General features: G+C 70.7%; 22 protein-coding genes. 8 read left to right on the top strand and 14 right to left on the bottom strand.

Going from position 1 to position 20,822, the window contains the following annotated elements; translation table 11 throughout:
• The first annotated feature begins 57 nt into the window (after positions 1 to 57).
• Complete coding sequence (locus ACXJMZ_RS00250; protein ID WP_457027887.1) at positions 58 to 954, top strand: S41 family peptidase; 897 nt, start codon at positions 58 to 60, stop codon at positions 952 to 954.
• Here the strand turns inward: ACXJMZ_RS00250 and ACXJMZ_RS00245 are convergent.
• The gene (locus tag ACXJMZ_RS00245) at positions 925 to 1,668 is read right to left on the bottom strand and encodes a cobalt-precorrin-6A reductase (RefSeq protein ID WP_457027886.1); all 744 of its coding nucleotides are present in this window, start codon (positions 1,666 to 1,668) and stop codon (positions 925 to 927) included. The two genes, ACXJMZ_RS00250 and ACXJMZ_RS00245, sit on opposite strands and share 30 nt — an antisense overlap.
• A gap of 20 nt (positions 1,669 to 1,688) precedes the next feature.
• Here ACXJMZ_RS00245 and ACXJMZ_RS00240 point away from each other — a divergent pair, with 20 nt between their 5' ends.
• Positions 1,689 to 2,798 (top strand): cobalt-precorrin-5B (C(1))-methyltransferase, encoded by a 1,110-nt coding sequence (locus tag ACXJMZ_RS00240; protein ID WP_457027885.1) that lies wholly within the window; start codon positions 1,689 to 1,691, stop codon positions 2,796 to 2,798.
• Between the two features lie 13 nt (positions 2,799 to 2,811).
• On the opposite strand, the gene ACXJMZ_RS00235 is transcribed toward ACXJMZ_RS00240, so the two are convergent.
• Entirely contained in the window at positions 2,812 to 3,261 is a 450-nt protein-coding gene (locus ACXJMZ_RS00235) for a nuclear transport factor 2 family protein (RefSeq protein WP_457027884.1), read from the bottom strand.
• An 87-nt stretch (positions 3,262 to 3,348) separates the two neighbouring features.
• Here ACXJMZ_RS00235 and ACXJMZ_RS00230 point away from each other — a divergent pair, with 87 nt between their 5' ends.
• The 4 genes from ACXJMZ_RS00230 (at position 3,349) to ACXJMZ_RS00215 (ending at position 6,122) form a co-directional block, all read left to right on the top strand.
• Entirely contained in the window at positions 3,349 to 3,921 is a 573-nt protein-coding gene (locus ACXJMZ_RS00230; protein WP_457027883.1) for a PadR family transcriptional regulator, read from the top strand.
• Complete coding sequence (locus ACXJMZ_RS00225) at positions 3,905 to 4,705, top strand: SGNH/GDSL hydrolase family protein (protein ID WP_457027882.1); 801 nt, start codon at positions 3,905 to 3,907, stop codon at positions 4,703 to 4,705. Before ACXJMZ_RS00230 ends, ACXJMZ_RS00225 begins: the two co-directional genes overlap by 17 nt.
• A gap of 117 nt (positions 4,706 to 4,822) precedes the next feature.
• Positions 4,823 to 5,539 (top strand): molybdopterin-dependent oxidoreductase, encoded by a 717-nt coding sequence (locus ACXJMZ_RS00220; protein ID WP_457027881.1) that lies wholly within the window; start codon positions 4,823 to 4,825, stop codon positions 5,537 to 5,539.
• Positions 5,520 to 6,122: a cytochrome b/b6 domain-containing protein gene (locus ACXJMZ_RS00215; RefSeq protein WP_457027880.1), complete on the top strand. Its 603-nt coding sequence runs from the start codon at positions 5,520 to 5,522 to the stop codon at positions 6,120 to 6,122. Before ACXJMZ_RS00220 ends, ACXJMZ_RS00215 begins: the two co-directional genes overlap by 20 nt.
• Before the next feature lie 51 nt (positions 6,123 to 6,173).
• Here ACXJMZ_RS00215 and tgmC read toward each other — a convergent pair whose 3' ends face one another.
• From tgmC to ACXJMZ_RS00195, 4 genes are all read right to left on the bottom strand, one after another.
• Entirely contained in the window at positions 6,174 to 7,316 is a 1,143-nt protein-coding gene (gene tgmC, locus ACXJMZ_RS00210) for an ATP-grasp peptide maturase system methyltransferase (RefSeq protein ID WP_457028042.1), read from the bottom strand.
• On the bottom strand, positions 7,313 to 8,281 hold the full coding sequence (gene tgmB / locus ACXJMZ_RS00205; RefSeq protein ID WP_457027879.1) for an ATP-grasp ribosomal peptide maturase: 969 nt from the start codon (positions 8,279 to 8,281) through the stop codon (positions 7,313 to 7,315). Before tgmB ends, tgmC begins: the two co-directional genes overlap by 4 nt.
• A gap of 1 nt (position 8,282) precedes the next feature.
• Entirely contained in the window at positions 8,283 to 8,561 is a 279-nt protein-coding gene (gene tgmA, locus ACXJMZ_RS00200) for a putative ATP-grasp-modified RiPP (RefSeq protein WP_457027878.1), read from the bottom strand.
• A gap of 371 nt (positions 8,562 to 8,932) precedes the next feature.
• On the bottom strand, positions 8,933 to 9,196 hold the full coding sequence (locus ACXJMZ_RS00195; RefSeq protein ID WP_457027877.1) for a hypothetical protein: 264 nt from the start codon (positions 9,194 to 9,196) through the stop codon (positions 8,933 to 8,935).
• Between the two features lie 365 nt (positions 9,197 to 9,561).
• On the opposite strand from ACXJMZ_RS00195, the gene ACXJMZ_RS00190 reads away from it, so the two are divergent.
• On the top strand, positions 9,562 to 10,902 hold the full coding sequence (locus ACXJMZ_RS00190) for a tetratricopeptide repeat protein (RefSeq protein ID WP_457027876.1): 1,341 nt from the start codon (positions 9,562 to 9,564) through the stop codon (positions 10,900 to 10,902).
• Positions 10,903 to 10,986: 84 nt separating this feature from the next.
• Here the strand turns inward: ACXJMZ_RS00190 and cobM are convergent, their stop codons facing one another.
• From cobM to ACXJMZ_RS00175, 3 genes are all read right to left on the bottom strand, one after another.
• Positions 10,987 to 11,742 (bottom strand): precorrin-4 C(11)-methyltransferase, encoded by a 756-nt coding sequence (gene cobM, locus ACXJMZ_RS00185; protein WP_457027875.1) that lies wholly within the window; start codon positions 11,740 to 11,742, stop codon positions 10,987 to 10,989.
• Positions 11,739 to 12,986 (bottom strand): precorrin-6y C5,15-methyltransferase (decarboxylating) subunit CbiE, encoded by a 1,248-nt coding sequence (cbiE, locus tag ACXJMZ_RS00180; protein WP_457027874.1) that lies wholly within the window; start codon positions 12,984 to 12,986, stop codon positions 11,739 to 11,741. Before cbiE ends, cobM begins: the two co-directional genes overlap by 4 nt.
• A gap of 154 nt (positions 12,987 to 13,140) precedes the next feature.
• A complete protein-coding gene (locus tag ACXJMZ_RS00175) occupies positions 13,141 to 13,482 on the bottom strand; it encodes a DUF5713 family protein (RefSeq protein ID WP_457027873.1) in 342 nt (113 codons plus the stop codon).
• Between the two features lie 101 nt (positions 13,483 to 13,583).
• On the opposite strand from ACXJMZ_RS00175, the gene ACXJMZ_RS00170 reads away from it, so the two are divergent.
• The gene (locus tag ACXJMZ_RS00170) at positions 13,584 to 14,006 is read left to right on the top strand and encodes a hypothetical protein (RefSeq protein ID WP_457027872.1); all 423 of its coding nucleotides are present in this window, start codon (positions 13,584 to 13,586) and stop codon (positions 14,004 to 14,006) included.
• 19 nt (positions 14,007 to 14,025) lie between these two features.
• Here ACXJMZ_RS00170 and ACXJMZ_RS00165 read toward each other — a convergent pair whose 3' ends face one another.
• The 5 genes from ACXJMZ_RS00165 to ACXJMZ_RS00145 all read right to left on the bottom strand — a co-directional run bounded on the left by ACXJMZ_RS00165 (position 14,026) and on the right by ACXJMZ_RS00145 (position 20,793).
• The gene (locus ACXJMZ_RS00165; protein ID WP_457027871.1) at positions 14,026 to 14,787 is read right to left on the bottom strand and encodes a bestrophin-like domain; all 762 of its coding nucleotides are present in this window, start codon (positions 14,785 to 14,787) and stop codon (positions 14,026 to 14,028) included.
• A 68-nt stretch (positions 14,788 to 14,855) separates the two neighbouring features.
• Complete coding sequence (locus ACXJMZ_RS00160) at positions 14,856 to 15,584, bottom strand: hypothetical protein (RefSeq protein ID WP_457027870.1); 729 nt, start codon at positions 15,582 to 15,584, stop codon at positions 14,856 to 14,858.
• 114 nt (positions 15,585 to 15,698) lie between these two features.
• Positions 15,699 to 17,942, bottom strand: coding sequence for a terpene synthase family protein (locus ACXJMZ_RS00155; protein WP_457027869.1), 2,244 nt, complete (start codon positions 17,940 to 17,942; stop codon positions 15,699 to 15,701).
• An 84-nt stretch (positions 17,943 to 18,026) separates the two neighbouring features.
• Positions 18,027 to 19,439, bottom strand: coding sequence for a family 2B encapsulin nanocompartment shell protein (locus tag ACXJMZ_RS00150; RefSeq protein WP_457027868.1), 1,413 nt, complete (start codon positions 19,437 to 19,439; stop codon positions 18,027 to 18,029).
• A 292-nt stretch (positions 19,440 to 19,731) separates the two neighbouring features.
• Entirely contained in the window at positions 19,732 to 20,793 is a 1,062-nt protein-coding gene (locus tag ACXJMZ_RS00145; protein ID WP_457027867.1) for a branched-chain amino acid aminotransferase, read from the bottom strand.
• Positions 20,794 to 20,822: the final 29 nt, after the last annotated feature.

The raw sequence follows: 20,822 nt of genomic DNA, 5'->3' as shown, positions 1-20,822 counted from the left end.
CGGGCGGAGGGGTAAACCAGTCGTGATCACCTGGGGCAGCTCGTACGATTCGCGCTCATGACCTCAAACAGCGAGATTCTCGACGCGGCCCTGACCAAGATCAACGACCGGTACGTCTTTCCCGAACTGACCGCCGGGATCGAGGAGGCGCTGCGTGGGCGCGCGGCGAAGGGTGAGTACGACGGGCTCGGCGGCCCCGAGTTGTGCGCGGCCGTGACCGCGCACCTCCAGGAGGTCCGAGCGGACAAGCACCTGCGGCTGCTCTGGAGCGACGAGGCGGTGCCGGTCGAGGAGGAGGACTCGCCGGAGGAGGAGAAGGAACGCTGGGCGGAGTACTACCGCAAGGGCAACTTCGGTATCGCCGGGGTCGAGCACCTCGACGGCAACGTCGGCTACCTCGACCTGCGGTTCATCCCGGACGCCGCCGCCGGCTACCAGGCGATCGGCGCGGCCATGCAACTGGTCACGCACACCGACGGCCTGGTGATCGACCTGCGGAACTGCCGGGGCGGCTCGCCGAACGGCGTCGCGCTCTGGTGCAGCTTCTTCTTCGGCGACGACGAGGTGCACCTGAACGACATCTACGACCGGGAGACCGACTCCACCCGGCAGTTCTGGACCTACCCGCACCTCCCGGCGCCGCGCTACCTGGGCCGCCCGGTGACCGTGCTGACCGCCGCCTTCACCTTCTCCGGCGGTGAGGAGCTGGCCTACAACCTGCAGGCCAACAAGCGCGCCACCCTGATCGGCGAGACCACCCGGGGCGGCGCCCACCCCACCGACCGGTTCGCGCTCACCCCGCACGTCACGGTGACGGTGCCGACCGCCCGCTCGATCAACCCGATCACCAAGACCAACTGGGAGGGCGTCGGCGTCGTCCCGGAGGTCGCGGTGCCGGCCGAGCAGGCGTTGGAGACCGCGCTCTCACAGCTGCGCGAGCCAGCCCAGGGCTGACGGGACGTCGGGGACCGTCGGCACACCGGCCGGCGGTTCCGGACGGCTCACCACCACGACCGGCAGGCCGAGTTCGCGGGCGGCGGCGAGCTTGGGGGCGGTGGCCGCGCCGCCGCTGTCCTTGGTGACCAGGACGTCGATCCGGTGCTCGCGCAGCACCGCCCGCTCGCCGTCCAGGGTGAACGGGCCCCGGTCGAGCAGCACCTCGGTGTGCGCGGGCATCGGCGGCTCGGGTGCATCCACCGAACGGGCCAGGAAGAACAGGCCGTCGAGGGCGGCGAAGGCGGCCAGTCCCTGGCGTCCGGTGGTCAGGAAGATCCGGCTGCCGAGCGTCGGCAGCAGCGCGGCCGCCTCGTCCAGGGAGCCGACCGGGTGCCAGCGGTCCCCGGAAACCGGCACCCAGCTGGGACGACGCAGGGCCAACAGGGGAACATGGACCTCGGCGGCCGCCTCGGCCGCGTTCCGACTGATGGTGCCGGCGAAGGGATGGGTGGCATCGATGACCGCGTCCACCGCCTCGGCCCGCAGCCAGGCCGCCAGTCCGGCCGGCCCGCCGAAGCCGCCGACCCGGACCTCGCCCTCGGGCAGCCGGGGCTGCGCCACCCGCCCGGCGAGCGAGCTGGTGACCCTTGGACCGACCGGCCCGGTACGGTCGGCGAGCGCGGCAGCGAGTTCGCGGGCTTCGGTGGTGCCGCCGAGGATCAGGATGTGCAACGGAACTCCAGGGGACGTACGTGGCTGGTGAGACTACGGGAGGCCGGGCCGGGCAGCTGAAGAGCAGCGGCCTGCGGCACGGCTGGACGACCGGCGCCTGCGCGACCGCCGCCACCACGGCGGCCTACACCGCCCTGCTGACCGGCGAGTTCCCCGACCCGGTGACCATCACGCTGCCCAAGGGGCAGCAGCCCGCCTTCGCGCTGGCCGCCGAACTGCTCGCCGACGGCCGGGCGATGGCCGCAGTGGTCAAGGATGCCGGGGACGACCCGGACGTCACGCACGGGGCCCTGATCCGCTCCACCGTACGGCTCGGCCCGCCCGGCAGCGGCGTGGTCTTCCGGGCCGGTCCCGGGGTCGGCACGGTCACCAAGGCCGGACTGCCGATCCCGGTCGGCGAACCTGCGATCAACCCGGTGCCCCGGCAGCTGATGCGTGATCACATCGCCGAGGTGGCCGGCCGGCACGGCGGCGCCGGGGACGTCGAGGTGGAGATCTCGGTCGACCACGGCGAGGAGATCGCCCGCTCCACCTGGAACCCCCGGCTCGGCATCCTCGGCGGACTCTCCATCCTGGGGACCACCGGCATCGTGGTGCCGTACTCCTGCTCGGCCTGGATCGACAGCATCCGGCGCGGCGTGGACGTCGCCCGGGCGGCCGGCCGTACCCATGTCGCCGGGTGCACCGGCTCGACCTCGGAGAAGGTCGCCGTCGCGGTGCACGGCCTGCCGGAGGACGCCCTGCTCGACATGGGCGACTTCGCGGGCGCGGTGCTCAAGTACGTCAAGCGCCACCCGGTCGACCGCCTCACCATCGCGGGCGGCTTCGCCAAACTCTCCAAGCTCGCGGCCGGGCACCTCGACCTGCACTCGGCCCGTTCCCAGGTCGACAAGGGCTACCTCGCCTCGCTGGCCCGGCAGGGCGGCGCCTCCGTGGAGCTGACGGCGGCGGTGGCGTCGGCGAACACCGCGCTGGAGGCGATCCAGCTCTGCTCCGCCGCCGGCGTGCCGCTCGGTGACCTGGTCGCGGCGGGCGCCCGGGCCACGGCGCTGGACGTGCTGCGCGGCGCCCCGGTCGCCGTCGACGTGATCTGTATCGACCGGGCCGGGGTCATCGTGGGCCGGGCCTGAGCGCCGCCGGCGGCTACCGCTCGGGGGACGGGGCAGGGAACGGGGCGGGGATCAGGCCGTCGGCGACCAGGCCGCGCAGGACCGCCTCCGAGAGGGTCTGAACGGCCGTCAGGGGCCGGACCATGACGGTGAACTCGTTGATCCGGCCGTCCGCGTCGAAGTGGAGCTGGTCGATGCCGTGGATCTGCCGGCCGTCGATCGTGGTGCGGAACGGCAGGATCACGGAGGGGGCGGTGGGTCCGCCGCCGGTGGTCTCGGCGGTGCCCTCGAACTCGCCCAGGTAGCGGAAGTCCTCGAAGGTGCGCAGCAGGACGCCGAACAGCCCGAGCACCAGCGGGCGGCCTTCGAACGGGGTGAACTTCACCGGGCTGTAGAAGCGGATGTCCTCGCTGAACAGGTCCTCCAGGGCGGTGTGGTCGCCCTTCTCGACGGCGGTGCGGAAACGGTCGGCGGTCGACCCCACGGGTCCTCCTCGATAGTCATCAATCTGACTAGTCACTTTCTTGAGTATGATGCAGCCACGGACCTCGGAAAGGAAGGGGCGACGGAGATGGCACTGCGGCACGCCGTACTGGCCGCGCTGCTGGACGGCGAGTACAGCGGTTACCAGCTGGCGAAGGCGTTCGACATCGGCGTGGCCAACTTCTGGCACGCGCTGCCCCAGCAGCTCTACGCCGAGCTGGCCAAGCTGGAGAAGGAGGGCCTGCTGTCGGGGCGTCAGGTGCTCCAGGAGGGGCGGCCGAACAAGCGCCTCTTCCAGGTCACCGAGGCCGGCCGGGCCGAACTGGAGGCGTTCGCGGAGACGGTGGCGAAGCCCTCGTTCATCCGGGACGACCTGATGGTGAAGGTGCAGGCCGCCGACCGGATCGGCACCGCGGCGGTGATCGCGCAGTTGCTGGAGCGGGCGGAGGTGTGCAAGGGCAAGGTCGAGTTCCTGACCGAGCTGCTCCGGACGCTGCGCGGCGGCGCGGAGGAGGACGAGTACCTGCGTCACGGCGAGCGGATCGGGCCGTACCTGACCTGCCTGCGCGGCGTGGCGTTCGAACAGGAGACCCGGGACTGGTGCCTGCGGATCGCGGCCGTCCTGACAGCGCGACAGGAGAACCATGCCGAGCACGCCTGACCCCCGGCCCCGTACCTACCTTCGCTACGTCGCCCTCGGCGACAGTCAGACCGAGGGCGTCGGCGACGGGGACGACACCGTCGGCCTGCGTGGCTGGGCGGACCGCCTGGCCGAGCAGCTGGCCGCCGCCGACCCCGCCGTGCAGTACGCCAACCTGGCCGTCCGGGGCCGGCTCGCCGGGCAGGTCCGGGCCGAACAGCTCGGCCCCGCGCTCGCGCTCCGCCCCGACCTGGCCACCGTGGTGGCCGGCGTCAACGACCTGCTCCGGCCCGGTTTCGACCCGGCACGGGTGGCGGGCGAGCTGGAGGAGATGTTCGCCGCCCTCACCGGGGCGGGGGCGCAGGTCGCGACGGTGACCTTCCCCGACGTCGGACGGATCGTCAGCCTGGCCAAGCCGCTGCGCCCCCGGGTCCTGGAGCTGAACGACCGGATCCGGGCCGCCGCCGCCCGGCACGGCGTCGCGGTGGCCGAGACCGCCCTCCCGGAGGCCACCACCGATCCCCGGATGTGGAGCACCGACCGACTGCACGCCTCCCCGCTCGGCCACCAGCGGATCGCCGACGCCGTGGCCGAGGCCCTCGGCCTCCCCGGCAGCGACGACAGCTGGACCCGAGGGCTGCCCCCGCAGCCCGTGCCCGGAGCCCTGCGGGCCACCGCCGCCGAACTCCGCTGGGCCGGCGCCTTCCTCGGTCCCTGGCTCGCCCGCCGCATCCGCGGCCGCTCCTCCGGCGACGGCCGCACCGCCCGTCGCCCGGCCCTGCTGCCGGTCAGTACCGCGGGCTGACCGAGCCGGCCGCCGGKGGCGGGGCGCGGCGCTCGGGTACTCGGGAGAGATGACGAGAGTCTGACGTCCGGCCGCCGGCCCTGGTCAGGGGGCTCCGGAGCTGGTCGAATCGGGGGCGTGACGGATGACGGTGGGACATCGGGCCGAGGTGCGCCGGTCGGGCGGCGGGTGGTGCTCGCCATGCTCGGGCTCGGCGTGGCCGGGGTGGCGGCCGGGCCGTACCTGCAGCGCGGCGTGGAGGCCGTGACCAGCAAGGACCCGACCGGACTGACCGACCTGCTGCCCGGGGGCGGCGGCTTCCGCTACTACTCGGTGGTCAGCTCGGTGCGGCCCCGGACGGCGGCCGACTACACCCTGACCGTCGACGGCCTGGTGGACCGTCCGGCGAGCTACCGGCTGCCCGAGCTGCAGGCGCTGCCGCAGCGCCGGATCGTCCGCGACGTGCAGTGCGTGACCGGCTGGCGGGTGCCCGCCACCCCGTTCGAGGGTGTCCGGCTGGCGGATCTGCTGGACGCCGCCGGTGTCCGGTCCGGTGCCACTGCGGTCCGCTTCAGCTGCTTCGACGGGGCGTACACCGAGAGCCTGACACTCGATCAGGCCCGCCGGGACGACGTCCTGGTGGCGCTGCGGATGCAGGACGCCCCGGTGAGCCACGACCACGGCGGGCCGGTTCGGCTCTACGTGGCGCCGATGTACTTCTACAAGTCCGCGAAGTGGCTCTCGGGGATCACCGTGACCTCCGAGGTCGAGCCCGGCTACTGGGAGCGGCTCGGCTACGACGTCGACGCCTGGGTCGGCAAGTCGAACGGACGTGATGATGCCCCGACCACCTGAGACCGATCGAGTCCCCCGGTTCGGCCCGGCACAGCGGCGGGTCCACCGGGCCACGGCCGCGCTGATGCTGAGCTGTCTGGTGACGGCGGCTTTCCTGTACTACCCGCCGCTGTCCCAACTGGTCGGCCGCCGAAGGCTGGTGGTGCTGGTGCACGAGTGGTCCGGGCTGCTGCTGCCGGTGCCGCTGCTGCTCGGTCTGGTCTCCCGCGCACTGCGCGCCGACCTGACCCGGCTGAACCGCTTCACGGCCGTCGACCGGGACTGGCTGCGGGCGGTCCGGCAGCGCTCGTACCGTCGCCCGGCGGGCAAGTTCAACGCGGGCCAGAAGCTGTACGCGGCGTTCACGGCCGGGGCGGTGCTGGTGATGCTCGGCACCGGTCTGCTGATGTGGTTCACCCACCTCGCCCCGCTGCTCTGGCGGACCGGCGCCACCTTCGTGCACGACTGGCTCGCGGTGGCCGTGGCGATCGCGGTGGCCGGGCACATCCGGCTGGCCGTCAAGGACCCGGAGGCCCGACGCGGCATGCGCACCGGCAGCGTGGACCGGGCCTGGGCCACCCGCGAACACCCGGACTGGCACTGACCATCCACCCCGCCCCAGCACTCGGCAGCGGCTGCCTGTTTCCGGTCGGCCTTAGATCGGCAGGTTCCAGCTCGGACCGTCTTCGGTGCCGATCCAGACGCGCTGACCTGCGGGCGACACCGTGATGCCGAAACCCTCTTGGTGCGGCTCGCCGGCTGCCTGCCAGGCTTCAACGGCGCTCTCCACCTGGTCCCAGAGCCGGAGCGGTCCGCGCTGAACCACGGTCCACCCTCCGTCGGGGTTGGGCATAGTCCGGGCCTGCGAACCGGTGGCCACGTCCGAGAGAATCTGTTGCCCGCCAGCCCCCATCCGCTCGGCCGAGGGCGCAGCGAGTTGCGCGACCCAACTGCCGGTCCAGGTGCTGATGATCTCGGGGTCGATCCTGGTCGGCCGCTCGTCACCGGGCAGCAGGGCGAGACTCTGACGGGGCGGCCGGTCGTGCGGTCGGGCGATCATGAAACTGACGTACCCCGGCAGGAAGCGGCCCGAGGCACTTCCGGGCTCGGTCACGGTGAGCAGCGCAAGGCCGAACGCGAACGACCAGCCGGAGAGGGTGGCGAGGATCTTGCCTCCCGGCTTGACCTGGTAGAGCCACGGTTGCGGGATGTGGCGAACCGAGCAGGTGGCGATCAGCCGGTCGTACTCGCCCCCGTCCGGGTCGCCGAGCAGTCCGTCACCGATGATCAGGCGGGGTGCGTACCCGGCTGCCCTGAGTGCGGCGGAGGCGGCCCTGGCCACCACCGGGTCGTATTCGATGCTGGTGATGTGGGCGTCCCCGAGGCGGTGCGAGCCGAAGCCGGTGGAGAGACCGGTGCCCGTGCCGATCTCGATGACCTGGTGCCCTGGTTGGGCGTCGAGTTGTTGCCACATATTCAGCACCAGCGACGGCAGAGTGGACGACGACGACGGGGAACCGGTCACGGTGCCCTCGGTCACGTCCTCGGGCCGGATACGGCCGTCGAGTTGGGTGACCAACGTTTCGTTCGAGTAGATCTGTTCGAGCCATCCGGGCTCGTCCTTGTGCACAGGCCGATAGGCGGTCGGGTTGCTTCCGGGGACCGGCAGGAAGAACGACCCGACGAACAGTTCCCGGGGGACGTTCTCGGCAGCGCTGCGCCACTCGGGTTCGGTGAGTGTGCCGTCCTTGGTGAGCTGTTCCACCAGGGCGGCGCGGAGTTCGGCCGATGTACTCACGTCTCGGGGCCTTTCTCTAGCTGGTCGGCGAGGGCTGCGGCGATTGCTGCGGTGGTCTCCGCCGGCTGCCAGGCCCATTGCCCGTTTGCGTTGCACTCAAGGAAGTACCAGGAACCGTCGGCGGTCACGGCGAAGTCGAACGCGCCGTACACCAAACGGAGTTCGGAGAGGTAGGCGGCGACCGAACGCGCGACCGGCTCGGGGACCTCAACCGGCGCGCACGTCATCAGGTCCTGCCGGTGGCGCCAGTCGAGATCGGGGCTGTCAATGCGGACCCCGAACAGGCGGTCGCCCACGGCGGTCACCCTCACGTCGAACAGTTTCGGTACCTTCGCCTGGAAAAGGTGCGGGCACAGGGACACGGCGTCGGTGATCTCGGCAGGGTCGACACCCCGCACCCATACCTGCTGCGCCGTTCCCTCGGCGTCACGGTACCGGCTGTCCCACAACGGCTTGTAGACGGCGCCGCCGGGTTGGTAGGCGCAGAACTCCCGGGCCTCCTGCGGGTCCGTGGTGATGACCGTGTTCGGCACCAGGAACCCGCTACGGCTCGCCACGGCGAGCTGTGCCGGCTTGTACTCGGCATTGCGGATATGCCACGGGTGGTTCACGTAATGGGCGCCGGTCAGCGAGGCCAGGATGCCCCCGGTACCCCAGAACGCCTGTGCGGCGGCGAACTTGCCGTCACGCTCCGCCATGCCGGGGAGCGCATCGTAGGGCGAGGGCCTGCGGACCCACACCGCCCGAACCTTTGACAGGTCGAGCATCCGGCTTGACGTGCGGAGGGTGCCCCACTGCATACCCGTGCTGTACCGGGTAGTCAGTGAGGCACCCGTGTGCAGATCGGCGCCGGGGTCCACACGGACGACAGGTACTCGGCGGTCAGCCAAGACGCGTAGCACCACGTCCGCTGTCGCGTCGTACGGGTTGGTCAGGACCAGTACGGCCCGGTGCCGAGCGGCCATGTCAGCCCGTGCCCTGGTCCTGGTCGTTCGCGGGCATGCTGTCCATGTCCGTGGGAGCGTTCTGCCCGCCGCCCTGACCGTCACCACCGCCCGTGTTGGTGGGCGTGCTGGTGTTGGTGCTGGTTCCGTGCGCGCCCATCTCGACTGTGCGGCCGTGCTTATCCACGATCACCGCGATTTGGGTTTCGGGGTCGATCACGGGCGTGTACTGCGGAACGATGGCGGTCGGCGCGTACGGCGCCATTCGCTGCGTACCCCACGGTGCGGGTGTCGTCGTCATCTGTGCTGTTCCTCCTTGTCGCGGTGGTGCCAAGTAGGTTCAACCACCCTGCGGGAGAGCAGAGTTCCAGGCAAGCCCGCCCTGACCACTCCACGGAAGGTCGGTCGGGACGGGAGATGAGAGGGCGGGCAATGTCGCCTGGCATGCGCGGGAAGGGGCTTGGGACCACGTCCCCAACTGTGCTGCCCGTGGAGGGAGTTTCTGGCACTGGCGGTAGTGCATGTGGCAGACAGTGATCCACGGCCGCATGCCGAACGATTCGATCGAAGTCACGTCCTGCGGTGCACCGCAGGGGTAGCACCAGCCGAGCACCCAACGCAGTCCGTGCGGGACGCGCCAGTCAGGACGCTGGGCATCGGGACCGAACACGTTCACGGCTCGACTTGCCCCGAGGGCGGATTGGCGAGGATGCGGCGAACCCGGACGGTCGCTCGTCTTCGGCGTTCCCACCTGGTCACCCCGTCGTAGGCGTACGGGATACCGGCGCACACCGTCCCGGCGACCAGCCACCAGACCAGCCCGCGCACTCCGACCTGTCCGGGGGTGACCACCGTCTGAGCGGCGAACGCCGCACTGACCCCGGCTGCGACGACCAGGCCGACCGCTGCAACCTGTGCGAAGCTCGGCCGGCTCACGCCGTGCTCCCAGCACCGCATGCGGGGTTCGGGCAGCCACATGAACCCAAACTGCACGTCACGCTGCGCCGGCTGATCGCCGGCGGGGCCGACTTCGGGAACGGTTGGCCGGGGTCCGCCTCGGAGGCGGTGGACACCTTCGAACGGGGGCGGAGCCTCGGCGGGGGCGGTACGGCCAACTTGGTGGACACAATGCCTCCTCGGGGCATGGCAACGCATGGGGCCGGTAGTCGAGCCGCCGTAGTCGGTGGTTCGGCGGGCCGCTTCCGACCTACCTCTACGCAACCGCACCAACACGGAGAGCGGTAGTCTCGCAACACCGAGGGGATATAAGACCCATAAGAGCGGAGCGGGGAGTTCCAATCATGGCCAAGCGGCAGCCGAACGGTTCCCTAGCTGCACTCCTGACGGAAGCTCAGTTCACGCAAGGGTCGTTCGCGCGGGCCGTCAACGCCGTTGGGACCGAGAACAACAGACCGTCGACCTACAGCCAGCCGTCTGTGTCGCAATGGCTTACTGGGACGGAACCCGAGGCCCCGGCCCAAGCTGCGATCCTCGAAGTGCTTGCCCGCCGGCTCGGCCGCCTGGTGACCCACTCCGAAGCGGGCTTCCCGCCGCCGCGCGACCAGCCCGCAACCCCGACAGGTACGGTCGAAGGGTTGATGGAGTTGGGGAGGCAAGATATGGACCCCTCGCGGCGGAGCGTGCTCGGCGCGTCTCTCTTCGCTGTTGCACTGACCGTCCCGGGGTGGCAGGACGTACTAGCGCGCGCCGAGTCGATCCAGCGGGGCCAAACCATTCGGATAGGGCTGCCCGAAGTAGCATCCGTGGTTGCCATGACTGGGCGGCTGTCCAGTATTGATGATGAGTTCGGCGGGCGGGCTGCCCGCCCCATGTCAGCTAGTTATCTGGTGAACACCGTAGGCCCCTACCTGCGGGCCGAGGCTCCAGAGAGCGTGCGAAGGGCGCTGATGTCGGCCGCCTCGGATCTCTGCTATCTCACTGGGTACATGGCGGTGGACGAAGGGCTGCACGGGCTCGCGCAGCGCTACTACGTCAAGGCGTTGGAGTTGGCAGGGATTGCAGAGGACCACTTGACCTACTGCACCACGCTCCGAGGCATGAGTGTTCAGGCCGTCGACCTCGGACACGGTCGGCGGGCAATGCAGCTCGCCGACGCTGCTGCGGCAGCCTCGCCCCTGGCAGGGCCTCGCATGCGGGCGTTCCTTGCTGGCCAACAAGCGCACTCGGCGGCTCAAATTGGGGACGCTGCAAGCGCTCACCGCCTGATCAGCGAGGCAGAGCGTGCGATGGACCAAGCGGAGTCCGAAAGCCGAGCATTTGGCTCGTATGACCCCTCCTCGCTCAGCTACCACATCGGCCAAGTCCGCTACGAGCTGGGAGACTTGCCCGGTGCCGTCGAGTCTCTCGCGCTGTCGGGCAGGCTACGTCACGACGTGTACCGCAGGACTCGCGTTCGATACGGGGCGTTGCTCGCCGAATGGCAGCTAAAGGCAGGGCAGTTCGAAGGTGCGTGGTCTACCTGGCATTCGGTGCTTGACGACTATCCTCTGGTTCAGTCTGGGCGGGCAGACGCCAAGATTCGGAACATGCTTGGCCTCTTGAGCAGCCACCCCACCAACGGCGAAGCGCGTGACCTGTACGAGCGAGCCCGGTCGCTAGTCCCGACCCGTCTTGCCGCATAGCTGCCCCCGAGAATTCGCTACTCCTGCGGAGAGGGTGGCGGGGCGTCATCGGACCGGCAGACGCCCTGGGCGGAGTGCCCGAGCTCAGTCGCAGACGTGGTTGCGGTCGCGGTCGGCCGAGTAGAGGTGGCTGTCGGGGAACTGCGAGGCGCCCAGGGTGCGGCCGACCAGGATGACGGCGGTGCGGAGCACGCCTGCCTCCTTGACCTGGGCCGCGATGTCGCCGAGGGTGCCGCGCAGTACCAGCTCGTCGGGGCGGCTGGCCATCGCCACCACGGCGGCGGGGCAGTCCGCGCCGTAGTGCGGGAGCAGTTCCTCGACCACGCTCTCCACGTAGCGGGTCGCCAGGTGCAGTACCAGCAGGGCGCCGCTGCGCCCCAGGGTGGCCAGGTCCTCGCCCTCGGGCATCGGGGTGGCCTGGCGGGAGACCCGGGTGAGGATGACGGTCTGACCCACCGTCGGCACGGTCAGTTCGCGCTTGAGCGCGGCTGCTGCGGCGGCGAAGGCGGGGACGCCGGGGATCACCTCGTACGGGACGCCCGCCGCGTCGAGGCGTCGCATCTGCTCGGCGACCGCGCTGAACACGGAGGGGTCGCCGGAGTGCAGCCGGGCCACGTCCTGGCCGGCCTGGTGGGCGCGGACCAGTTCGGTGACGATCTGATCGAGGTTCAGGTCGGCGGTGTCGATCAGGCGGGCGCCGGGCGGGGCCTCGGCGAGCAGCTCGCGCGGCACCAGGCTGCCCGCGTACAGGCAGACCGGGCTGGCGGCGATCCGGCGCTGGCCGCGCAGGGTGATCAGGTCGGCGGCGCCGGGGCCCGCGCCGATGAAGTAGACGGTCACGTTGTGTTGGTCCTTTCCTTGACCACCGACCACTGGGTGACCGGCATTGCCTGGCGCCAGCCGGTGAAGCCGCCGACCGGGACGGCGTGCGACACCGCCAGCCGGAGCAGTTCGCCGCCGTGCCGTCGGTACCACTCGGTGAGCAGCGCCTCGGACTCCAGCGTCACGGTGTTGGCGACCAGCCGTCCGCCGGGCGGCAGCGCTGCCCAGCAGGCGTCCAGCAGGCCGGGGGCGGTGAGGCCGCCGCCGACGAAGATCGCGTCCGGGGTCGGCAGGCCGTCCAGCGCGGCAGGCGCGGGGCCGGTGACCACCCGGAGCCGGGGCACGCCGAGGGCGGCGGCGTTGCGGGTGATCCGCTCGGCCCGGACGGGGGAGCGTTCGACGCTGACGGCCTGACAGTCGCGGTGTGCGCGCAGCCACTCGATCGCGATCGAGCCGGAGCCGCCGCCGATGTCCCAGAGCAGTTCGCCGGGTGCGGGGGCGAGGGTGGCCAGGGTGGCGGCCCGGACGTGACGCTTGGTCAGCTGGCCGTCCGACTCGTACGCGTCGTCGGGCAGGCCGGGCACCACGGAGCTGCGGGGTCCGTCCTCGGCGCAGTCCAGGGCGATCACGTTGAGCGGGTCGCCGGGTGGGTGCGGCCAGTCGGCGGCGGTGCCTGTCACCTGGTGCTCAGCAGGGCCGCCGAGCTGCTCCAGCACCCGGAGCCGGGACGCGCCCCAGCCCTGACGGGTCAGCAGACCGGCAACGGCGGCGGGGGTGGCGGCGTCCGCACTGAGTACCAGGACCCGGCGGCCGGGGTTCAGCGCCAGGTTCAGCGTCTCCAGCGGCCGGCCGACCAGGCTGACCACCTCGGTGGACTCCAGCGGCCAGCCCAGCCGGGCGCAGGCGTACGAGAGAGAGGAGGGATGCGGCAGGACGTTCAGCCGTTCGGCGCCCGCCACCTCGGCGAGGGCCCGGCCGATCCCGAAGAACATCGGGTCGCCGCTGGCCAGCACCGCCAGGCCCTGCCCGGCATGCTCGGCCAGCAGCGAGGGGACGGCGGGCCGCAGCGGCGTGGGCCAGGCGATCCGGACCGCCGTCACCTCGGCAGGCAGCAGCTCGAGTTGGCGCGGCCCACCGAGCACCACCCGGGCCGCCCGCAACGCCGCCCTGGCCTGCTCCCCGAGCCCGGCCCAGCCGTCGGCCCCGATCCCCGCCACCACAATCGGCGGCCCGGGCGGCAGAACGGGCAGGACGCTGCTCAACACGGACTCCTCGGCGGGGAACACGCAGGTCGGAAGGGGCACCCGGCAGCCTACCCGGGCCCTTCCGAGGCACCCGCAGCGCCTGTCGGTGCCTCACTCGGCGGGGCGGCGGAGTTTGAGGGTGTCTGTCGATCCAGCCGTGTCGGGCCCGGTGTCACCAGTTCCGGCCGGAGATCAGTTCCTCTGCGTCCGCGTCGGTGAATCCGTAGGCGTTGGCCACGAACCAGAAGTCGCCGCCGATCTCCTCCCGGGCCACCGTCTCGATCTCGCTGTCCGCCGCCTCGAACTCGGCCTCCAGGGCGTTGAACTCCTCGGTCGCGGCTCCGGTGAGGACGTACAGCGCGGGCAGATCCGCCGGCCGCTCGGCCTCGATCCGCTCGCAGAGCCGCAGCAGGATCGCCTTGCCCTGATCGAGGACCGGGTCCGGGTAGTAGTCGTCCTGGTAGAGCACGCGCAGGAACGGGTACGCAGCCACCTGCTGGTTGGTGATCGTCATAGCGGCATCCTGCACCGCTGCACCGACACGCCCCGGAAATTCGGTGGCCGAGGGTGGGGCGGGTGGACAGAATGCTGGCATGAACAGCCGACGAAAGGCCCATGGCGCGTAAGCCGCCCGCCCGCGTCCGCGCGGGCCTCGCCCGGGGGGCCAACCCCCACAACCGCAACCCGCGCCGGGTGGTGCCCGGCCTCTCGGGGGCCGCACAACGGGCGGTCGCCGCCTTCGAGCTCGCGCGGGACCGGCCCGGCGGCGTCGCGGCCGCTGTCGAGAGCTGGGAACGCTTCGTCCGGGGCAGACCTCGGCATGAGCCGTACGACAACCGCGAGCAGGCCCTCTGCCCGTGCTGCGAGGAGGCGGACCTCGACAGTCGGATCCTGCTCGAACGGGCCATCCGTGCACTGCCGTTGCGGGCCGCCCGGGAACTCCGTTCGGTGGTGGGCAAGGTGGACCTGGTCTACCTGGCCCGGGTCCGTCCGGATCCGTGGAGCCGTGGGCAGGACGACTGGTGGCGCTTCCTGTGACGGACCCGGGACGCACGTGTCAGCCGAGGTGGGGGAAGAGGTCGAGGAAGGGTTGGGCGGTGACCGAGATGCCCCGGCCGAAGGGGTTGTCGAAGTCCCAGATCAGGAAGAGCAGGAAGGCGATCAGGGCGGAGAAGGCGGCGGCCAGCAGCAACTCGCGGGTGGAGCGGCGGATCTGGAGGGCGAAGAGCATGCCGACGGTGACCGCACCGCCGGTCAGCAGGCCGAACCAGACCACGCCCGGCATGGTCGGGCCGACGCTCTGGCCACGGGAGTTGCGGGCCTCGTCGGCGGTGGCGATGCGCTCGAGCATCGGCTGGTAGGCCTGGTTCTCCAGCTCGTTCTCCGGGGCCCTTTCGGTCACCGTGCGGCGCAGCTGGTCGAGCAACTCGGTGCCCTTGGGGGAGAGTTCCTCGTTCGTCGCCATGTAGGCCCACTCGGTGTCGACCACGTACGAGACGTAGGCGTCGACCTGGCTGCGGACCTTGTCGCGGGCGTCGGGCGGGAGCACCTCGGCCCGGGCGCTCACCTCGTGCAGGGCCTGGGCCTCGCGGAGGGTGTCGGCCTGCGCCGCCCCCATGCCCTCCCAGACGCCGGCGATGGCGAGGCCGAGAACGATCGCATAGACCACGCCGATCATCATGGTCATGTACTCGATGACATCCGGCGTCTCCGACGGGTCGTCGTCCTCACCGACCCGACGTTGTCGTAGTACGACGACCGCCAGCACCACGGCGCAGACCGCGACCATGGCGATGAGGAGTGCCACCCACTCAGACATGAGAGAGCTCCAATTCGGTTTTCCGGTGAAGGGGAGATGCGTTCAGGGGGCTTGCCGTGAGCGGGAGTTCAGGAGCGGCCACGGCCGCCACCGGACGAGCGGCCGCGTGGCCGAAGGGCGCCGGCCGCGAGCACGGCCGGGACGGTCACCAGCAGCACGGTCCTGGTCGTCGGCATGGTGGTCCGCTTGGGCGGGTCGACCGCCGCCACGCGGGCCGGGTGGCGGAACGTTACGGCAGGTGCGGGTAGCGGGCGTGGCGGCGTCACGGCGGGCGTCGGCGTCGGTGTGGGCGTCGGAGTCGGGGTGGCCACCGGGGGCGGGATCACCGCGCGAGGCGGCGTCGGCGACGGGGTCGGACGCGGCGTCACCTTCGGCGTGGGTGCGGCGGGCGGTGGCGGTGTCGGAGACGGGGTCGGGGTCGGCGAGGGCTTGGGGCTCGCCGACGGGGACGGCTTGGGCGTCGGCTTCGGCGTAGGCGAAGGGGTAGGCGTGGGAGTGGGCTTCGGCGGGCACGGGTGGTGGTGCGGGGGCCAGGGCCACGGCAAGGGCCAGTGGTCGTGGCCGTGTCCCTTGTCGCCGCCGCTGCCGAGCGCGAACTCGGTCGTGACCTCCACCGAGACCGGTGCGAGGTCCAACTCGACCCGTACGCACCACCCGTAGTGGTTCCCGTCGTTCCCGTGGTCCTGTGGGGCGCTGGGAGCGGCCCCGGCCAGAGCGGAGCAGAGCGCGGTCGCGCCCGCGACCGTGACGGCTCGCCAGAGCCATCGGCGCGCTGTCGAAGGGGAGTTGTCGCTCACGTGGATGATCACCGAGCGACCGGGTGGATAGGTTCTCCAGTTGGGCACTGAATACCTCGAAAGGGCTAACCGATCGTCAGCCAGGGCCCCCCCCCCCCCACCCCCAGATCACGATCAGCTGCCGCCGATCAGCTCCAGCACCCTCGCGGCCGACGTACCGAGACCGGTCGGTCCGCCGAGCGGCTGCCGGACCGGAGTGGTGGTCGGGGCGAAGTGCCGCTGCAGCGCGGCCTCGTTGTAGCGGTCGCACTCGGAGTGCCAGACCAGGATTCCGTACAGCCAGTGCCGGAGCTCCTGGACGTAACCCTCCAGCTCCCGCCTGGCCTCCGCTTCGAGGTTGAACTCGTCGAGGAGTGCTGGGAGTTCGATCTCGGTGAGGTGCTCGAACTGCTTCATCCGGCTGGTCATCAGATCACTCACGATGTCCAGCGCCTGGTGCCGGTCGCAGTCGAGGAAGTTCTGCACCACCAGCACCGCGTTGTGCAGCTCACCCTCGAACTGGATCTCCTTCTGGTAGGAGAAGACGTCGTTCATCATCGCGGCGTAGTCGGCGGCCGCGGCCTCCAGCTCGACGATCGGGGTGGAGGCGAACACCTCCGGCGGGATGCTGTTGCCCCGGGCCAGCCGGGCCAGGGCCATGGTGAGGTCCGAGCCGAAGGTCTGCCGGCGCATCTCGATGTAGTCCACCGGATCCGGGATGTGGTTCTGGATCTGGTTCGCCAGCTCCCAGAGCCAGCTCTCCAGCATCCGCTCGACCGCGCCCCGGAAGGCCCGGCGGGACTCGACCGGCATCGGGCCCGCCGTACGCTGCCACAGGTCGGCCAGTGAGATCTCGATCGGGTGCAGCGGGGTGATCGCGGACGCCCCCTCGACCGGCATCAGGCCGAGCATCCGCTGGTGCAGGTGCTTGGCGCCGAGCATGTCCCCGGTGCGGCCGTAGACCAGCGGATAGAGGTCGTCGCCCCAGGTGCCCCAGGACAGCCAGGCCGTGGTGAGGTCCAGCTGCTCCAGGGTGGCGTCCGGGTGGATGCCGGCCGAGCAGAGCGCGAAGTCGTACGCGCGCAGCTTCTCCTCGGTCCACAGCCCGGAGCCGGGCACGCCGGGGACCAGGTCGAGCAGGCCCATCCGGTGCGCCCAGCCGATCACGTTCTCCCTGGCCTGGTCCAGGTGCGGGCTCAGGGCGTTCTTGAACGGCATGTAGAAGTCCGGCAGTTCGGTCGGGCCGACCTGCTCGAACGGTGTCCGGGTGAAGCTGCGCAGCCGGGCGGGCATGGTCCGGGCGACCGAGCCGAACAACCGGACGGCCGAGGTGCCGAGCCCGGAAGGCCCGCTCAGGAAGCCGGGCAGCGCGGACCCGGCGTTGGCGGACTCGTTCATGTACCGGCTGGAGCGCAGGTGCCACTCGTGGCCGCCGGACTGCCAGTCCTGCAGGCCCTTGACGTAGGCGAAGACGTCGGCGGCGGCCTTGGCGTCCAGCCCGTTCTCGATCAGGAGCATCGGGACTTCGGTCAGCGCGGTGTGCTCGAACTGCTGGAGCCGGGAGGTCAGCAGGTCGTTGACCCGCTCGGCGGCCTCCTGGGTGGAGCAGTTCAGGAACCGCTCCAACACCAGGATGCCGTTGGAGAGTTCGCCCTCGCCCTCGACCTCGCGCTGGTAGGAGAACAGGTCGTTGCGCAGGTGCACCCCGTCCGAGAAGCTGTCCCGCAGCACCTCCATCGGGCGGCTGGCGGCGATCACGGCCGGCACCTCGGCGCCCGCCGCGTGCTCCACCAGACCGGCCGACCACGGCGCGCCGCCGACCTTGCGGCGCATCGCGATGTACTCGATCGGGTTGGAGACCCGGCCCTCGTTGATGTTGGCGAGCTCCCACATGGACTCGTCCAGCAGCGCCTTGGTGGCCACGGCGAAACGTTCCCGCCAGTCCATCGACATGGTCGGCACGGACCGGGCCCAGAGGTCGGCCAGGCCGGCCTCGACCGCGTTGGTCGGCTCCGGATAGCCCCGGCTGTCGTCCAGCGGCATGTAGGCGGGCAGCCGGTCCAGGTAGGCCTTGCCGCCGACCAGGTCGCCGCTGCGCTTGAAGATGTCCAGGAAGTGGTCGTCGAAGAAGAACACCCAGACGTACCAGTCGGTGATCAGCGCCAACTCGGCGGCGTCACAGTCCGGGTGGGTGTACGAGCAGAGCAGCGCGTAGTCGTGCCGGTCGAAGTCGTCCTCGTCCCAGATCCCGGAGCCCTCGATCATCACCATCTCGCGGGCCCAGGCCTTGGAGTGCTCGCGGGCGCTCTCCAGATGGGGGTTCAGCCGGGCCGGGTACGGCATGTAGAAGTCCGGCAGTTGGAAGGGTTGCGGCGCCATCGGTGTGCCAAGCCTTTCGTGGGTCATGGCACSGGGCGGCCCGGCCATGCGGCCGGACCGCCCGATGCCTGCTCAACCGATGGACTAGTCGCGTCCGTTGGCGATCTGGACGTTCTCCAGCACACCCAGCGCGTCCGGCACCAGGACGGCGGCGGAGTAGTAGGCGGTGACCAGGTAGGAGATGATCGCCTTCTCGTCGATGCCCATGAACCGGACCGACAGGCTCGGCTGGTACTCGTCCGGGATGCCGGTCTGGTGCAGGCCGATCACACCCTGGTTGTCCTCGCCGGTCCGCATCGCGATGATCGAGCTGGTCCGGTCCTTGCTGACCGGGATCTTGTTGCAGGGCAGGATCGGCACGCCGCGCCAGGACGGCACCTTGGAGCCGTGCAGGTCCACGTGGTCCGGGTACAGGCCACGGGAGTTGAACTCCCGGCCGATGGCGGCGATGGTGCGCGGGTGGGCCAGCAGGAAGTCGGTGTCCCGGCGGCGGCTGAGCAGCTCGTCCAGGTCGTCCGGGGTGGGCGGGCCCGAGTGGGTCTGCAGGCGCTGCTTGAAGTCGGTGTTGTTCAGCAGGCCGAACTCGGGGTTGTTGATGAGCTCGTGCTCCTGGCGCTCGCGCAGCGCCTCGACGGTCAGCCGGAGCTGGTGCTCGGTCTGGTTCATCGGCTGGTTGTACAGGTCGGCGACCCGGGTGTGCACCCGGAGCACGGTCTGCGCGACGCTCAGCTCGTACTCGCGCGGCGCGGCGTCGTAGTCGACGAAGGTCCCGGGCAGCTGGACCTCGCCCCAGTGGCCGGCCGAGAGGGCGATCTCCGCCTCGCCCAGCTCGTTCTGCCGCTGCTGGGGGAGGGTCAGGAACTCCTGCACGTGCGCCTGGAGGGTGGGCGAGGCGTCCAGGATGGTCTGGAAGTCGGCCCGGGAGAGCGAGAGGACGGTGCCGTTGGTGACGGCCTTGACGGTGTAGTCCCACAGCGCGGTGTCGTCGGTCAGGCTCTGCTCGCCGAACCGGTCGCCGTCGGCCAGCACACCGAGCTGGGTGGGCGCGTCGTACGCGTCCAGACCGGCCCGGCTGACCTTGCCGTGCGCCAGCAGGTGCAGCTGGTCGATCGGCTCGCCGAGCTCGGCCAGCACCTCACCGGCCCGGAACTCGCGCTGGACGCACCGGCCGGCCAGCGCAAGCAGCACGTCCGGGTCGTCGAAGCCGCGCAGCAGCGCCAGCTCACCCAGCTCGGCCGGGATCACCCGGACCTCGGAGCCGGTCTTCACGAAGTCGATCCGGCCGTCGCCGACCGTGTACGTCAGGCGGCGGTTGACCCGGTAGGCCCCACCGGCGGTCTGCACCCAGGGAAGCACCTTGAGCAGCCAGCGGGAGGTGATCTCCTGCATCTGCGGGGCGGACTTGGTCGTGGTGGCGAGATTGCGCGCAGCGGCTGTGCCGAGGCTCAGCTGCTTCTCCTGGGCCTGGGTGCTCTCCAGGCTTGCGTCGACGGACATCTGCCGGGTCTCCTTCATATGGTCACAGCGACCGCCTGTCGTCCTGACAGGTCGTCAAATATGCGTGAAGAAACCGGGGTTGATGATGTCAGCAGTCGCGCCGACCCTGTTCCCCGGTCACTGACGACACTAGATCGTCAGGGCGTCCGGAAGCCTCGGTCCGGTCGTCCGCTCGCCTGATCAGGTGAAGAATGTGCATGTCCTGTGCAAGTCCGGAGTTTTCTGCTCAAGGTAGTGTCCGAACGAAAACAGGTGGGCCAGGGCATGCCCTGGCCCACCTGTTTTCGGGTCGTCAGCGGGTGGGGTGCAGCCAGCCCTCGGGGTCGGCGGCGAGGCCGTGGTGCAGGTCGGTGAGGGCGGTGCGGAGGGAGCGGGTCACCGGGCCCGGGGTGCCGTTGCCGATGGTCCAGTCGCCGTCCCGGTCGCGGACCCGGCCGACCGGGGTGACCACGGCGGCGGTGCCGCAGGCGAAGACCTCCGAGATGGTGCCGTCGGCGCACTCGCGGCGCCACTGCTCCAGGGTGATCCGCTCCTCGCCGACCCGGTGCCCGAGCCGCTCGGCCAGGGTCAGGATGGTGTTACGGGTGACGCCGGGCAGCAGGGTGCCGGTGAGCTGAGGGGTGATCACCTGGGCGTCGGCGCCCTGGCCGCGGACCAGGAACATGTTCATCCCGCCCATCTCCTCCAGGTAGCGCCGCTCCACCGCGTCCAGCCAGACCACCTGCTGGCAGCCGGCCGCCTCGGCCTCGCGCTGGGCCAGGAAGGACGGGGCGTAGTTGCCCGCGATCTTCACGTTGCCGGTGCCGCCCGGGAAGGCCCGGACGTAGTCGTGGCTGACGAAGACCGAGACCGACTCGGTGTTCTCGCCGAAGAAGCCGCCGGCGACGAAGGCCATCAGCAGGAAGCGGTACGTGCGGGAGGGCCGCAGCATCAGCGAGGTGTCGGTGCCGAACATCATCGGCCGCAGGTAGATGCTGTGTGACGGGTCGTCGGAGAGGCTGCCCTGGTCGGCGTTGATCAGCTGGTCTATCACCGAGACGAAGACGTCCGCCGGGAGCTCCGGCATGGCCAGCCGGGCGCAGGAGCGCTGGAACCGCAGCGCGTGGTCGGCGGAGCGCCAGACGCCCATCGCGCCGTCGGCCCGGCGGTGCGCCTTGAGGCCCTCGAAGGCGACCTGGCCGTAGTGCAGGCCGATCATGCCGGGGTGGATCGAGAGGTTCTGAAGGGAGGTCAGCTCCGGGGCGGACCAGCCGTCTTGCTCGTTCCACTCCATGCTGATCATGTGCTCGGTGAAGGACTCGCCGTGGCCGGGGTTGGCGACGACCTGGGTGGTGGGCTCGAGGGTGGTGGTCATGGTGGGACTCTCCTTCTGGGAGGGATGCA

The sequence above is a fragment of the Kitasatospora sp. P5_F3 genome, assembly GCF_054049135.1.
Note: the sequence above shows the minus strand (reverse complement) of the source record. Positions and strands in the feature narration are given on the sequence as shown.

What these genes read in the sequence shown, in the direction of transcription:
- ACXJMZ_RS00250 (WP_457027887.1), top strand. Translation starts at nt 58, where the DNA reads ATGACCTCAAACAGCGAGATTCTCGACGCGGCCCTGACCAAGATCAAC.
- ACXJMZ_RS00230 (WP_457027883.1), top strand. Translation starts at nt 3,349, where the DNA reads ATGGCACTGCGGCACGCCGTACTGGCCGCGCTGCTGGACGGCGAGTAC.
- ACXJMZ_RS00225 (WP_457027882.1), top strand. Translation starts at nt 3,905, where the DNA reads ATGCCGAGCACGCCTGACCCCCGGCCCCGTACCTACCTTCGCTACGTC.
- ACXJMZ_RS00215 (WP_457027880.1), top strand. Translation starts at nt 5,520, where the DNA reads ATGATGCCCCGACCACCTGAGACCGATCGAGTCCCCCGGTTCGGCCCG.
- tgmB (WP_457027879.1), bottom strand. Translation starts at nt 8,281, where the DNA reads ATGGCCGCTCGGCACCGGGCCGTACTGGTCCTGACCAACCCGTACGAC.
- tgmA (WP_457027878.1), bottom strand. Translation starts at nt 8,561, where the DNA reads ATGACGACGACACCCGCACCGTGGGGTACGCAGCGAATGGCGCCGTAC.
- ACXJMZ_RS00190 (WP_457027876.1), top strand. Translation starts at nt 9,562, where the DNA reads ATGGCCAAGCGGCAGCCGAACGGTTCCCTAGCTGCACTCCTGACGGAA.
- ACXJMZ_RS00175 (WP_457027873.1), bottom strand. Translation starts at nt 13,482, where the DNA reads ATGACGATCACCAACCAGCAGGTGGCTGCGTACCCGTTCCTGCGCGTG.
- ACXJMZ_RS00170 (WP_457027872.1), top strand. Translation starts at nt 13,584, where the DNA reads ATGGCGCGTAAGCCGCCCGCCCGCGTCCGCGCGGGCCTCGCCCGGGGG.
- ACXJMZ_RS00165 (WP_457027871.1), bottom strand. Translation starts at nt 14,787, where the DNA reads ATGTCTGAGTGGGTGGCACTCCTCATCGCCATGGTCGCGGTCTGCGCC.
- ACXJMZ_RS00155 (WP_457027869.1), bottom strand. Translation starts at nt 17,942, where the DNA reads ATGGCGCCGCAACCCTTCCAACTGCCGGACTTCTACATGCCGTACCCG.
- ACXJMZ_RS00150 (WP_457027868.1), bottom strand. Translation starts at nt 19,439, where the DNA reads ATGTCCGTCGACGCAAGCCTGGAGAGCACCCAGGCCCAGGAGAAGCAG.
- ACXJMZ_RS00145 (WP_457027867.1), bottom strand. Translation starts at nt 20,793, where the DNA reads ATGACCACCACCCTCGAGCCCACCACCCAGGTCGTCGCCAACCCCGGC.